General features: G+C 72.4%; 11 protein-coding genes and 1 pseudogene. 7 read left to right on the top strand and 5 right to left on the bottom strand.

The genetic code is table 11. From position 1 onward, the window contains the following. Positions 1 to 56 precede the first annotated feature (56 nt). Entirely contained in the window at positions 57 to 467 is a 411-nt protein-coding gene (locus MCBMB27_RS05885) for a DUF1236 domain-containing protein (protein WP_043356963.1), read from the top strand. A 122-nt stretch (positions 468 to 589) separates the two neighbouring features. Next, positions 590 to 877, top strand: coding sequence for a hypothetical protein (locus tag MCBMB27_RS05880; protein ID WP_043356965.1), 288 nt, complete (start codon positions 590 to 592; stop codon positions 875 to 877). A gap of 349 nt (positions 878 to 1,226) precedes the next feature. Here MCBMB27_RS05880 and MCBMB27_RS05875 read toward each other — a convergent pair whose 3' ends face one another. Next, positions 1,227 to 2,111, bottom strand: coding sequence for a LysR family transcriptional regulator (locus tag MCBMB27_RS05875; protein WP_081948571.1), 885 nt, complete (start codon positions 2,109 to 2,111; stop codon positions 1,227 to 1,229). Between the two features lie 576 nt (positions 2,112 to 2,687). Here MCBMB27_RS05875 and MCBMB27_RS05870 point away from each other — a divergent pair. From MCBMB27_RS05870 to MCBMB27_RS05860, 3 genes and pseudogenes are all read left to right on the top strand, one after another. Then, positions 2,688 to 3,788 (top strand): annotated as a pseudogene (locus MCBMB27_RS05870) (HD domain-containing phosphohydrolase); the annotation flags it as partial. A gap of 312 nt (positions 3,789 to 4,100) precedes the next feature. Further along, positions 4,101 to 5,126: a histone deacetylase family protein gene (locus tag MCBMB27_RS05865; protein WP_075380049.1), complete on the top strand. Its 1,026-nt coding sequence runs from the start codon at positions 4,101 to 4,103 to the stop codon at positions 5,124 to 5,126. Positions 5,127 to 5,283: 157 nt separating this feature from the next. Next, on the top strand, positions 5,284 to 6,633 hold the full coding sequence (locus MCBMB27_RS05860; protein ID WP_043379718.1) for an MFS transporter: 1,350 nt from the start codon (positions 5,284 to 5,286) through the stop codon (positions 6,631 to 6,633). A 150-nt stretch (positions 6,634 to 6,783) separates the two neighbouring features. On the opposite strand, the gene MCBMB27_RS05855 is transcribed toward MCBMB27_RS05860, so the two are convergent. Together MCBMB27_RS05855 and MCBMB27_RS05850 are read right to left on the bottom strand one after the other, a co-directional pair. Next, the gene (locus MCBMB27_RS05855) at positions 6,784 to 7,494 is read right to left on the bottom strand and encodes a DUF1013 domain-containing protein (protein ID WP_043352024.1); all 711 of its coding nucleotides are present in this window, start codon (positions 7,492 to 7,494) and stop codon (positions 6,784 to 6,786) included. A gap of 201 nt (positions 7,495 to 7,695) precedes the next feature. Further along, positions 7,696 to 8,358, bottom strand: a complete 663-nt coding sequence (locus MCBMB27_RS05850) for a TetR/AcrR family transcriptional regulator (RefSeq protein WP_075380048.1) — start codon at positions 8,356 to 8,358, stop codon at positions 7,696 to 7,698. A gap of 77 nt (positions 8,359 to 8,435) precedes the next feature. Here MCBMB27_RS05850 and MCBMB27_RS05845 point away from each other — a divergent pair, with 77 nt between their 5' ends. After that, positions 8,436 to 9,695 carry an HlyD family secretion protein gene (locus MCBMB27_RS05845; RefSeq protein ID WP_075380047.1) on the top strand — a complete coding sequence of 420 codons (1,260 nt, stop codon included), beginning with the start codon at positions 8,436 to 8,438 and terminating at the stop codon, positions 9,693 to 9,695. Further along, on the top strand, positions 9,692 to 11,269 hold the full coding sequence (locus MCBMB27_RS05840; protein WP_043357661.1) for a DHA2 family efflux MFS transporter permease subunit: 1,578 nt from the start codon (positions 9,692 to 9,694) through the stop codon (positions 11,267 to 11,269). The genes MCBMB27_RS05845 and MCBMB27_RS05840 overlap by 4 nt, the downstream gene beginning before the upstream one ends. 22 nt (positions 11,270 to 11,291) lie before the next feature. On the opposite strand, the gene MCBMB27_RS05835 is transcribed toward MCBMB27_RS05840, so the two are convergent. Together MCBMB27_RS05835 and MCBMB27_RS05830 are read right to left on the bottom strand one after the other, a co-directional pair. Beyond that, complete coding sequence (locus MCBMB27_RS05835; protein ID WP_051975949.1) at positions 11,292 to 12,332, bottom strand: ABC transporter substrate-binding protein; 1,041 nt, start codon at positions 12,330 to 12,332, stop codon at positions 11,292 to 11,294. A 222-nt stretch (positions 12,333 to 12,554) separates the two neighbouring features. Continuing rightward, positions 12,555 to 13,181 (bottom strand): TetR/AcrR family transcriptional regulator, encoded by a 627-nt coding sequence (locus tag MCBMB27_RS05830; RefSeq protein WP_043756762.1) that lies wholly within the window; start codon positions 13,179 to 13,181, stop codon positions 12,555 to 12,557. Positions 13,182 to 13,189 lie beyond the last annotated feature (8 nt).

The following is a 13,189-nucleotide window of genomic DNA, read 5'->3' as shown; positions in this document are numbered from 1 at the left end:
TCCCGCCCCCTCAGGCGCAGGCCTGAAGGTCCATGCCACCGACCAGGACGACACCCATGCGGATCGCGGCTCCCCTTGCGCTCCTGGCCACGCTGGGCCTCCCCGCCATCGCGCAGGCGCAAGGCTTGGAGCGCGGCGCCCAGGAGGGCGCCTCGCGCGGCGAGGAGATGGCGGGCCCCCTCGGGGCGATCGTCGGCGGCGCGATCGGTGCCGCCGTAGGCACGGCCAACGGCATCCTCGGCGTCGACCGGCGGGAGCGCTTCCGCATCTACGCCCTCGGCGAGCGCCGCCCGTCCGTCGCCCTCGCGGGCCCCGTTCGGGTCGGAACCGTGCTACCGGAGGAGGGCGTCGTGTATTACGATGTCCCGCGCGAGTTCGCTTTGCCGGAGTACAGCTACACGATCGTCAACGGCCATCCGGTGCTCGTCGAGCCACGCACGCGCCGCATCGTGGAGGTGATCGACTGACGGTTCCCTCCCGGTGGGCGCGGCTGGCGCGGCTGAGGGATTCGGCGAGATGGCGCGGGCGATCCGCTGCGGAGGACACAGGTGGCCCAGACCGCGATCCTGTCGGCGCCCCCGGTGACGGGATGAGCGCGCGCAACACCGCAGAGGCCGATCGGAGACACTGGTTCTACGACAACCGGCTCCTGGTCTGCGCGTTCTGTCTGCTCGCGTTCGTGGTCATCTTCTGGCAGGTGAGCCGGTTCGAAGGCTTCCAGCCCATCTTCACCTGCGCCCGGGATCAGGACGTCGATCGCGGGCTGCTCTCCGCCGGGATGCGGGCGTGCATGAGCGACGCGACCTCGCAGGCCGCCCAGGCCCGCTGCATGCACGTCGTCTACGTGCTGGCCTGCACGGAGGAGCGCTGGCGCTGACGCCGCCGCGTCAGGGCGCGCCAAACGCTCCCCCAGGCCGAGCGCCAGGGACGCCGCGGGCCCGGGGGCAACGGCGAGACGGATCGCCGTGCGGGCGACGCGGTTGCGCAGGCGCCGGTCTCCACCGCGAGGCCGCGAGCGTCGCAGGCCGGCACCTGGACGCGGGCAGGCGGTCTCGACGGCGTCGCCGATCATCACCGGCCCGTCGCGCCTCAGGACCGGACGGAACGGCGGCCCCATCGGAAACCCTATGCGGATCGAGCCCGCGGACGACGCGCATCATGTCCGCGACCATCGCGGTGCTCTGCGGTCTCCCCGCCTCGGGCCCGGGGCGGAGGCCGGGCGACGCTCAGGCGCGCAGCTGTGCCACGAAGGCCCGGATGAACGGCGGCAGCCCGTCGAGGTCGCGCAGGCACAGGGTCAGGTCGCGCCGCGCCCAGGAATCGGCGAGGGGCACCACCGCCAGGGCGAGGCCCTGGGCGGCGCGGGCGGCGGCGCTCTCGGGAAGGACCGCCAGCCCGACCCGTGCCTCGACGAGCCGGCAGACGGCGTCGAAGTCCCGCAGCTGCACCCGCAGGCGCATCGGCCGCCCCTCCCGCACCGCCTGGGCGACGAGGAACCGGCTGATGGCGCTGCGCCGGTCGAGGCCGACGAGGTCGTGGCCGAGCAGCTCGGCGAACGGGATCGTCCCGCGCGCCGCCAGGGGGTGATCCCGGGCCGCCACCAGCACGAACCGGTCCTCCCGGAACGGGAAGGTCCGCAGCGAGCCGGTATCCACCGTGCCGGACAGGATGCCGAGATCGGCCGCCCCCTCGGCCACCAGCCCGACGATCTCCTCGGAGGTGCGCTCGTCGATCTCGACGCCGATCCCGGGGTGATCGGCCAGGAAGGCCGAGAGCGCGTCCGGCAGGAACTCGGTCAGCGCGTTGGTGTTGGCCAGCACCCGGATCTGGCCGAAGGCGCTCCCCGAGAAGGCCGCCATCTCCTCGCGCAACCGCTCCACCCCGGCCAGGACCTCCCGGGCGTGGACGAGGAGGGCGCGCCCGGCCGGGGTCGGGCTGACGCCCTGCCGGCCCCGGGTCAGCAGCGCCGCGCCGAGGGACTCCTCCATCAGCCGGATCCGCGTCGAGGCGGCCGCCAGGGCGAGGTTCGCCCGCGCGGCCCCGTGGGTGATCGAACCGGCCTCGACCACGTGCCGGAACAGGCCGAGATCGGTGAGATCGAACCGCATCATCGCGCAGGCGCCTCCCGACACGCCATCTGCACCGGCGCGGCCCGGGCAGCCCGGAACCGGCCCTGGACCTGCCCTGCCCTGGCCCGGCTCTGGCCCGGTTCTGGCCCGGTCGCGCGTCGACGGCCCCGGCCGTCGCCGGGCCACGGTAGCGGCCGGCCGCCCGTCTGTCAGGAATTCCCACCGGCCGCGCCCCGGCGTCGGCCCGAGCCCGAGCCCAGGGGGCGCTGCAGGAACGGCCGGGCGCGCCGGTCCCGGGCAGAGACGGACCAGTCCCGAGGTATCCGGCACGGTATAGCGCGCAATTTCACCGGTCTATCGACGCAGAAAATCCGGGTCAATTTCGGAACAATCCAAATACGCCCCTCGCAAAAGTCAATAATTCTGCAAATATCAGCAATCCTGTTTCAATTCAGATTTACCGGACGTTAACGCCGTATGTCTCAATGATCATCGAATAGTCTTGCAAGGCTTCGCGACGATGGCTTCTGCGTCAGAACATGGGATCGACCGGCCGTCCCGCGATCGCCTGCGGCGCTCCGGCTCCGATACGCCCGCGAACCGGTCCGGGCACCGCTGATGGACGCGCTCCTCGTCGACGACAGCGCCACCATGCGGATGCGCCTCCGCCGCCTGCTGGAGGCCAAGCCCGACATGTCCGTCACCGATCACGGCGACCCGGTCGCCGCGATGGTCGAGGCGCGGATGCGGGCCTTCGATATCGTCCTGGTCGACTGCCACATGCCCGGCATCGACGGGATCGCCTTCATCCGGCAGATGCGGACCATCCCGCATTACGCGCAGGTGCCGATCGTGATGATCACGAGCGACATCTCGGACGCGGTGCGGCTCGCCGCCCTGGAGGCGGGGGCGACCGATTTCCTCGACAAGTCCATGCAGGGCGTCGAACTCACCGTCCGGCTGCGCAACATGATCCGGCTCGCCCGGGCGGTGCGGCGGCTCGCCGAGCAGGCGGCCTGGCTCGACGGCGCGGTGGAGGCCGCCCTGCGCCACATGCGCGAGCGCGAGGAGGAGATCATCTTCCGCCTGGCGCTGGCGGTCGAGTACCGCGACAACGACACCGGCGATCACACATGGCGGGTGGCCCGCTACAGCCAGATCGTCGCCGAGGGGCTCGGGCTGGCGCCGGATGTCTGCCGCAACCTCTATCTCGCGGCGCCCCTGCACGATGTCGGCAAGGTCGGCATCCCGGACGGCGTCCTGCTCAAGCCCGGCCGGCTCGACCGGGACGAGTTCGACCTGATCAAGACGCATCCGGCGATCGGCCGGCGCATCCTGGGCGGGAGCGCCTCCGAACTGATCCGGCTGGCCGCCGAGATCGCCGAGTTTCACCATGAGAAATGGGACGGCGGCGGCTACCCGCACGGGCTCGTCGGCGCCGCGATTCCCCTCTCGGCCCGGATCGTCGCGGTGGCGGACGTGTTCGACGCCCTGACCACCGCGCGGCCCTACAAGGCTGCGCTGCCCTTCGACGCGGCCCTGGACTGCATCCGCGCCGACAGCGGCCGCCACTTCGACCCGGCCTGCGTGGAGGCCTTCTGCGCGCGCTTCCCGGACATCCGCATCGCCGGCGGGCAGAACCGGGCGGGGATGCGGCCGAATGCGGGGCCGGTCACCGAACCCTGGGCGCGGGTGCCGACCCTGCTCCGCGAGGTCGCCGCCCCTTCGCCGGCCCCCGCGGGATGGCGCGTCAGCAGCCCCGAGGCGCTCCTGACGCCCTCGGTGAACCCGGGCTCGCCTGCGCCGTTGATCGCGGACTCGCACGGATCACGGACGGAGCCGCACCATGACCACGACCTGGAAGACGCTGCCGGAGATCGCCCTGGCCCGCCGGATCTCCCTGGACGCGGCCCGGCGCCTGGTCGACGGGGCGAAATGCCCCAAGGTGTTCCGCGCGGACGGCACCGTCTACCTCATCTGAGCGCGGGCCGGGCGGATGACGCATCCCCCGGGAGCCCCTAACCTTCCGGCATGCGCATCTTCCACACGCCCGATTCAGGCCGGCACGATCCCGAACGCTACCTGCGGCGCGGCACGCCGATCCCGCATCCCGAGCAGGCCGCCCGCTACGCGATCCTGCGCGACGCGGCCCTGCAGGGCGGCCACGACCTCGCCGAACCGGCCGATCACGGCCTCGACCCGATCCGGGCGGTGCACGATCCGGACTACGTGGCGTTCCTGGCCGAGGCCTGGGCGCGCCGGGGCGAGATCCCCGACATCGGCGACGAGATCCTGACCGGATCCTTCGCCCGGCCGCAGATGCACCGGAGGCCCGCCGGCCTCCTCGGGCGGCTGGGCCTCTACACCGCCGACACCTCGACGCCGATCCGCGCCGGCACCTGGGCGGCGGTCTACGGGTCGGCGCAATGCGCGGTCGCGGCCGCCGACGCGGCCCTCGCGGCGGGACACGCCTACGCCCTGTGCCGCCCGCCCGGCCACCACGCCTACGCGGAGTCCGCCGGCGGCTTCTGCTTCCTCAACAACAGCGCCATCGCGGCCGAGCGGATGCGCGTCGCCACCGGCGGCCCGGTGGCGATCCTCGACATCGACGTCCATCACGGCAACGGCACGCAGGGGATCTTCTACGCCCGCGCCGACGTGCTGACGGTCTCGGTCCATGCCGACCCGTCCGACTACTTCCCGTTCTTCGCCGGCTACGCCGACGAGACCGGGACCGGGTCGGGGGCGGGGTTCAACCGCAACCTGCCGCTGCCGCCGGGCTCGGGGGACGCGCCCTGGCTCGAGGCCCTGGAGGCGGGTCTCGCGGCTGTCGCCGCGCACCGGCCCCGGGCCCTCGTGGTGGCGCTGGGCCTCGACGCCGCCGCGGACGACCCGATCGGCGCCCTCGCGGTGACCCGGGCGGGATTCGTCGGGGCCGCGGAGCGGATCGGCCGGGCCGGGCTGCCCACGGCCCTGGTGCAGGAGGGCGGCTACCTCTGCGCGGCCCTGCCGGACAACCTCGCGGCCTTTCTCGCGGCCTTCGACGCCGCGCGCTGAGCCCCGCATCGCGTCCGCCCCCGCGGTGCGGGCGTGATGCGATCGTGATCGCCGGGGCGCCGGATCGGCTACCCGGATGTGGTCGACCCGATGCCACAACCGACCTATCAGGGCGGGGCGGGCGCCGCCGACGCGTCCCGGGCGGGAGGAACGGACGATGGGCGCGGGCGAGGTGGGCTTAGGCGAGGCGGCCAGCGCTCCGTGGTACGCGGGTCTCACCCGGCGCCACTGGCGGATCCTGTGGGGCAGCTATCTCGGCTGGATCTTCGACGGCTACGAGGCGGTGGCCCTGGTCTACGCCCTGCGTCCGGCGCTGGCCTCGATCCTCACCCCCGAGCAGGCCCAGGCGCCGGCCTCCTACGTGGGGCTCGCCATCGGCATCACGCTGCTCGGCTGGGGGATCGGCGGCCTCATGGGCGGGATCGCGGCCGACTATATCGGCCGCAAGCGCATGATGATGATCTCGATCCTCGGCTACGCGGTCTTCACCGGGCTGACCGCCTTCGCCGGGAGCTTCACGCAGCTCGCGATCCTGCGGTTCATCACGGGGCTCGCCATCGGCTCGGAATGGTCCACCGGCATCGCCCTGGTGGCCGAGACCTGGCCGAACCGGGCGCGGCCGAAGGGCTGCGGCTTCCTGCAATCGGGCTTCGGCGGCGGCGCGGTGCTGGCCGCCATCGTGTGGGCTGTGCTCGCGGCCACCGAGCCCCTGGGCCCGGAATCCTGGCGGATCCTGTTCGCGCTGGGTGCCCTGCCGGCCTTCGTCTGCCTGTACCTGCGGCGGGCGCTGGAGGAATCCGAGCAGTGGATGCAGGCGCTCAAGGCGCAGCGCTGGGCCGCCACCGCGGAGGATGCCGGCCACGCCCCGCGGGCCGCGCAACGCCCCTTCACCCTGGCGGAGATCTTTCGGGAGCCGGAGAGCCGGCGGCGGGTGCTGCTGGCCACCGCCATGTCGTTCGCCACCACGGTGGGCTGGTGGGCGGTCTCGTCCTGGCTGCCGGCCTACACGGAGGGGCTGGCCAAGGCCGCGGGCGAGCCGGCCAACCTCTGGGGCCCGCGCATGGGCATCATCTACAATGTCGGGGCGATCACCGCCTACGTGATCTCGGGCTTCGTGGCCGACGCGATCGGCCGCCGCGCCTTCCTGCTCGTCACCTATGTCGGCTGCATCGTCACGTCGCTCGCCTGCTACCTCTGGACCGGCGGGCTGGTGCCGTTCATGGGGCTCGCCTTCCTGAACGGGTTCTTCACCCTGGGCTTCGCCTTCTCGTGGATGGCGATCTACCTCGCGGAGCTGTTCACTCCGGCGGTGCGGGCGACGGCGGCGAGCGTGGTCTTCAACGGCGCGCGGCTGATCGCCTGGATCTTCCCGATCCTCGCCGGGCAGATCGTGACCGCCTTCGGGGGCGTCGCCGCGGCGGCTCTGACCCTGTCGAGCGTCTACGTGATCGGCCTCGTGGTGCCGTGGTTCATGCCGGAGACGCGGGGCCGGCCGCTGCCGGAATAGATCGATCCGCCGGGTCCCGCCCCGCCGGCGGCCGGCGGTCCCAGGCCCGGCCAGACGCAAAGCGGCCCCCGACTCCGGTGGAGCGGGGGCCGGATCCTGCACAGGCCGCCATGGGCCCGCCCGGCCCAGGGGGCAGGGCGGAGGCCGGTCCTAATCCTCATCGTCCTCGTCGTGGTGCCGGCCCTTGAGCTTGGCGAAGACCGAATCGGCATCGAGCCGCTCCTCGCGGCCGCCGTGATCGTCCGCGTGCTCCCGCTCGTCCGCCTCGCGGGCCGTCGAGACCTCCGTCGGCAGCAACGAGGCGCCGGATTCGGCCGCCACCGCGGCCGGGCGGTCGGCCGCCGCGCGCTGGACCTCGAAGTCGAGGTTGATCTGGGTGGTGAGCCCGAGGGTCACCGGGTCCATCGGCTGGAGCGAGCCCGAGTTCCAGTGGGTGCGCTCGCGGATCTGCTGGATCGTCGACTTGGTGGTGCCCACCAGCCGGATGATCTGCGAATCCTTCAGCTCCGGGTGGTTGCGCAGCAGCCACAGGATGGCGTTCGGCCGGTCCTGGCGGCGGGAGAGGGGGGTGTAGCGCGGGCCCTTGGTGGTGCGCTTCACCTCCGGCAGCTTCACCTTCGAGACGGCCGGCTTCAGCTTGTAGTGCGGCGCCTTCTGGGCCTTCTCGATCTCGTCGCGGGTGAGCTGGCCGGTGGAGACCGGGTCGAGCCCCTTGATGCCGGCCGCGACCTCGCCGTCGGCGATGCCCTTCACCTCCAGCGGGTGCAGCTTGCAGAAATCGGCGATCTGCTCGAAGGCCAGCGAGGTGTTCTCGACCAGCCAGACGGCGGTCGCCTTGGGCATCAGCGGACCCTGGGACATGTCTCTCGTGCTCCGGCCTGGCGGGACGGGGGCCGGGCATCGGGCCGCGGGCTCCGGATGACCGATCCGGATGTCCCGTCTCACGCTGTCGAATGGGGATGAGGCACTATAGGCCCGGGCGGGGAGGGGCGCAATCACGGGTTCGGCGGTTCGGAGAGCCCGCCTGCGGATTCACCGGGGGCCGGGACGACCGGCCGCCCCTCAGCGCGGCCGCACCCCGTCGAGGAACAGCCGCACCGCCGCCTGCCGCCGCCGCTCCTGCGTCTCCGGATCGGTGGCGATGCCGTAGAGGGCCGCCTGGGACGACCGGCCCAGGACGAGGCTGAGGAACAGGTCGGCCGCGATCTCGGGATCCGCCACGGCGATCCGGCCGCGCTGGGCGAAGGCGTCGAGCAGCTGCGCCACGGCGCGTACGCCCCGCAGCCAGCCCTCCTCGTGGGCCAGCCGCGCCAGTTCGGGAAACTGCAGGGCCTGGGCCACGAGGTTGCGCTTGAGCATGGCCGCCCCCGGCGACTGCCCGTGGGCCAGCAGGGTGCGGCTGAGATCCTGCAGGGCGGTCTCGACGTCGTCGCTCCCGCCCTGCGCGGCCTGGGCCTCGGCGGCGGCGGAGAGCGGCGCCAGCCACGCGGCGATCCGCTCGCGCAGGACCGCCTCGAACAGGGCCCGCTTGTCGCGGTAGCGGGCATAGACCGTCGGCTTGCTCATCCCGGCGGCCTCGGCCACCGCGTCGATGGAGGTGGCGTCGAAGCCGCGCTCCAGGAACAGGGTGGTCGCCACGGCGATCAGGTGCGCCTCGCGCCGGACCGCCTCCGCGCGCGTCGGCCGGCCGCCCCGCCGCTGTCCCGCGATCTCCGTGACCGTCACCCGCGATTCTCCTTGCCCGAAGCCGTCCCGCGCATTATCAAAACGATACCGTACCGTTTTGATTCTGGCCAGACCCGATGGACGCACGTCGCAGCGACAGCTTCAAGAGTGCCGACCCGGTCGCGGGTGCCCCGGCGCCCGCCCCGGTCGCCGCCGCCGCGGTCCCGGCCCAGACCCAGACCCCGGCCCCGGCCCAGGTCCCTGCGCCGGCCTCCGCATCGGCGCCGCGTCGCCGCCGCGCGCGGATCGTGCTGCCCCTCCTCGGAGTTCTCGCGCTGGGCGGCGCCGGAACCTACGGCTGGCACTGGTGGACCGTCGGCCGCTTCCTCGAGGTGACCGACGACGCCTATCTCCAGTCCGACAAGGTGACGGTGGCCCCGCGCATCGCCGGCACCGTCGCGGAGGTGCGGGTCGGCGACAACCAGCCGGTCAAGGCCGGGGACGTCATCGCCCGCCTCGACGATCGGTCCTACCGGGTCCAGCTCAAGCAGGCCGAGGCCGAGGTCGAGAAGGACAAGGCGCAGGTCCTGGGCGTCGCCGCCGCGATCATCCAGCAGCAGGCGCAGGTCGCCTCGTCGCGGGCCGACCTCGCCAATGCCGAGGCCGCGCTGACCTTCGCGCAGCAGGAATACACCCGCTACCAGAACCTGCTGCAGACCGGCTCCGGCACGGTGCAGCGCCAGCAGCAGGCGGATGCCGACCTGCGCCAGCGCCACGCCGCCCGCGACAAGTCCGCCGCCGCGCTCGACGCCGCGCAGAAGCAGATCGACAGCCTGAAGGCCCTGGAGGCCAGCACCCGGGCGAGCCTCGAAGGGGCGCGGGCGAAGGTCGAGGGGGTGAAGCTCGACCTCAGCTACGCCACCATCCTGGCGCCGATCGACGGCGTGGCCGGCGACCGGGCGCTGCGGATCGGGCAGGTGGTCTCCCCCGGCACCGGGCTCCTGACCCTCGTGCCGATGGGCCGCGACATCTACCTCGTGGCGAACTTCAAGGAGACCCAGACCGGGCACATGGTCGAGGGCCAGCGCGTCACCGTCACGGTCGACGCCTTCGGCGACCATGCATTCGAGGGCCGGATCGAGAGCTTCTCCCCGGGCACCGGCTCGCAATTCGCGCTGCTGCCCCCGGAGAACGCCACCGGCAACTTCACCAAGGTGGTGCAGCGCGTGCCCGTGCGCGTCGCCCTCGATCCCGCCGACCCGCTCGTCGGCCGCCTGCGCCCCGGCCTGTCGGTGGAGGCGACGGTCCACACCGCCGACCCGGTGGAGCCGGTGGATCCCGCCCGCCGCAGGCCGAAGCCCGCCCCGGCGCTGGTCAGCGAGGCCCTGCCCCGATGAGCCCCGTGCCGGCCGTGGCCGGGCCCGAGGCAAAGGCGAGCGCCCGGGACTGGCTCGCCGTGTTCGGCGCGATCCTCGGCGCCTTCACGGCGATCCTCGACATCCAGATCACCAACGCCTCGCTCGCCGACATCCAGGGGGCGCTCGGCGCCTCCACCGAGGAGGGGAGCTGGATCTCCACCGCCTACCTGATGGCCGAGATCATCGTGATCCCGCTCACCGGCTGGCTGTCCTCGGTGATCGGCCTGCGCCGCTACCTCGCGGTGAACACCCTGCTGTTCACCGCCTTCTCGCTGGCCTGCGCGCTCTCGACCAGCTTGAGCCAGATGATCCTGTTCCGGGCGGGCCAGGGCTTCACCGGCGGCGTGCTGATCCCCACCGCCATCGTGATCGTGCGCACGCGGCTGCCGAAGAGCCAGCAGGCGGTGGGCATCGCGCTGTTCGGCCTGACGGCGACCTTCGCGCCGGCCATCGGCCCGACGGTGGGCGGCTGGCTCACCGACAACCTGTCCTGGCACTACATCTTCTACCTGAACCTGATCTTCGGGCCGATCGCCGCGGCGATCCAGCTCGGCGCCTTCGAGGCCGCGCCCGCCCGCTGGGGCGAGTTGCTCAAGGGCGACTGGATCGGCATCGGCCTGATGGCGACCGGGCTGCCGGCCCTGACCTTCGTGCTGGAGGAGGGGCAGCGCAAGGACTGGTTCGGCTCGCCCGTGATCGTCGAGGCGAGCTGGCTGGCCGTCGCCGGGATCACCGGCTTCATCGTCCGCGAGCTGACGGCGGCCAAGCCCTTCATCAACCTGCGGGTCCTGGCCAACCGCTCGGTCGGGGGCGCCTGCGTGCTGATGACCGTGCTGGGCGCGGTGTCGTTCGGGTCGATCTACATCATCCCGGTCTATTGCGCGCAGATCCAGGGCTACAATGCCGAGCAGATCGGCACCGTGGTGATGTGGTCGGGCCTGCCGCAGCTGGTCCTGTTCCCGATGATGCCCCTGCTCATGCGCGCCGTCGACGCCCGGCTGCTCGTGGTCACCGGGACGCTGTTCTTCATCGCGAGCTGCTGGATCAATGTCGGCCTGACCCACGATGTCGGCGCCGACCAGCTGATCCTGCCGCAGCTCATGCGGGCCATCGGCCAGCCGCTGTTCACGATCCCGCTCTCGCAGCTCTCCACCGTGGGCCTCGGCCCGCGCGACACCGCCGACGCCTCGGCGCTGTCCAACATGATGCGCAACCTCGGCGGCTCGATCGGCATCGCCCTGCTGTCGACCATGATCGACCGGCGGGAGCACTTCCACTTCTCGGTGCTGGCCGAGGCGATCACCGTCAACGCGACCCGCACCCAGGACCGGCTCGCGGCGCTCGCCGCCGGGATGCACGCCCGCATCGCCGACCCGCTGGCCGCCAAGGGCGCGGCTCTGGGCATGCTGGCGCAACAGGTCCGCCGCGAGGCCACCGTCATGGCCTACGCGGACGGGTTCTGGCTGGTGGGGGTGAGCCTCGTGGCGAGCCTCGCCGTGGTGGCGATCCTCAAGAAGCCCCAGCGCGCCGCCGGGCCGGTGGAGGCGCATTGACGGGCCGATGCGACGCCGGGGGCTACTTCCCCGGCAGGTTGTGGACGATCGGGAAGAACGTGTCCTTCCAGTCCTTGGGCTCGGCCTTGATGGTCTTCATCGCGTAGAAGTGCCGGGCCTGGAGCATGATCCCGTAGGGGGTGGTGGAGAAGTTCGTGCCCGGCTCCTTCATGATCGCGACCAGGGTCTCGGGGGGCGTCTTCTCGTTGGTGGCCGCGACGTAATCCTTGGCGGCCTGGAGCGGGTCCCGGGCGATCGCGGCATTGGCCTCGTCGATCGCAGCCACGATGGCGGCGGCGAGCTTGGGGTTTCGGGTGTACCAGCCGGTCCGGGCGTAGAGGATCGCGTTGCTCACCGGCTCGCCGACGAGTTCGAAGGAGTTCAGCACCGTGTGGATCGCCGGATCCTGCAGCTCGCGCTGCTGGAACGGCGGCAGCGAGAAGTGGCTGTTGATCTCGTTGTGCGGGCTCGCCAGCGCCGCCACCGCGTCGGGATGGCCGAGCTGGACGGTGAGCGGGTCGAGCTTGGTGGCGTTCTCGGGCCCGAAGGCCTTCTTGGCGGCGATCTGGAGCAGCACCGCCTGCGAGGAGACCTTCACGGAGGGCAGGGCGATCTTGTCCTTGCCGGAGAAGTCGCCGAGGGTCTTCACGTCCGGGTTGCGGGTGAGCAGCAGCATCGGCGTGGTGCCGACGCCGCACAGGCCCTTCACGTCGCCCCGCGTCCGGTCGTTGAGCAGCAGCATGTTGGTGGAGCCGCTGTCGACGATGTCGATATTGCCCGAGAGCAGCGCGTCGTTGCCGGCGGCGCCGCTCGTCAGGTTGACCCACTCCACCGCGACGTCCCCGAGGCCGGCGGCCTTGGCGTGCTTCTCGATCAGCTTGTGCTGCTCGGCGAGGACGGCGGGCAGGTAGACGAAGCCCGGCTGCCGGCTGATCCGCACCTTGGCGTCGTCGGCCCGGGCGGGGGAGGCGAGCGCCAGCCCCGCCAGCAGGAGGGCCGGTCCTGCCCGCAGGAGCCGGCGGCAGCCCAGCAGCAACGCGCCCGTCCGCGACGTACCCACCATGACGCATCTCCCTGTGACCCCGGCGGATTCGTGTCCGATCCGGATGTGTCGTTGGGCGCGAGTGGACAGGTTCGGGTCGGCGCGCGCAAGGCCCCGCCGCCCCGATCCGCCGATTCCGGCGCGGCAACGTCCCCCGATGCGCGACCGGCGCGGCCGACGATCGGGCAGGCTCCGCACCGCCGGACGCAGCGCCCGCGCCGGGGCCGCCACCGTCGCGGGCACTCAGCCCGCCGAGAAGCCCCGGACCGCCGCCCGCACCAGCGCGTCGATCATCGGCCGCACGTCGTCCACGCCGAGGGGCCCGAGGCTGCCGAGATCGGCGAGATAGGTCATGCCGTGGACGCTGGACCACAGCGCCCGCGCCATCACGGGGATCTCCGCCTCGGCGAGGCGGCCGCCGTCGCGCAGCACCCCCTCCAGGATCCCGAACAGGGCCGCGATGTCGGCCTGCACCGAATCCGGCGCCGCCACGGTGCGGCGCTCGAAGATCGCCGCCCAGGCGGCATGGTGCCCCGCCGCGAAGGCGAGATACGCATCGGCCAAGCACAGGAGCCGCGCCTCCGTCCCCCGCGACGGACAGGCCGCCAGCGCCTCCGTGAGGGCGTCCCGGAGCCGCCGCATGGTGACGGCGTTGGCCTCCAGCCGCAGCACTTCCAGGCTGTCGAACTGCGTGTAGACCGAGCCCACCGCCGTGCCGGCCCGCTCCGCGACGCCGCGGGCGGTCAGCGCCGCCGCGCCGCCCGCGTTCAGGATCGCCACCGCGGCTTCGATCAGGGCCCGGCGATCCGCCGCGCGGTCGCCCGGCTCCTTCCGCGGCCGTCCGCGCACTTTTTTATGAACCTCGTTCATTTTATCCC

It is taken from the genome of Methylobacterium phyllosphaerae (assembly GCF_001936175.1).
Lineage (GTDB): Bacteria > Pseudomonadota > Alphaproteobacteria > Rhizobiales > Beijerinckiaceae > Methylobacterium > Methylobacterium fujisawaense.
Note: the sequence above shows the minus strand (reverse complement) of the source record. Positions and strands in the feature narration are given on the sequence as shown.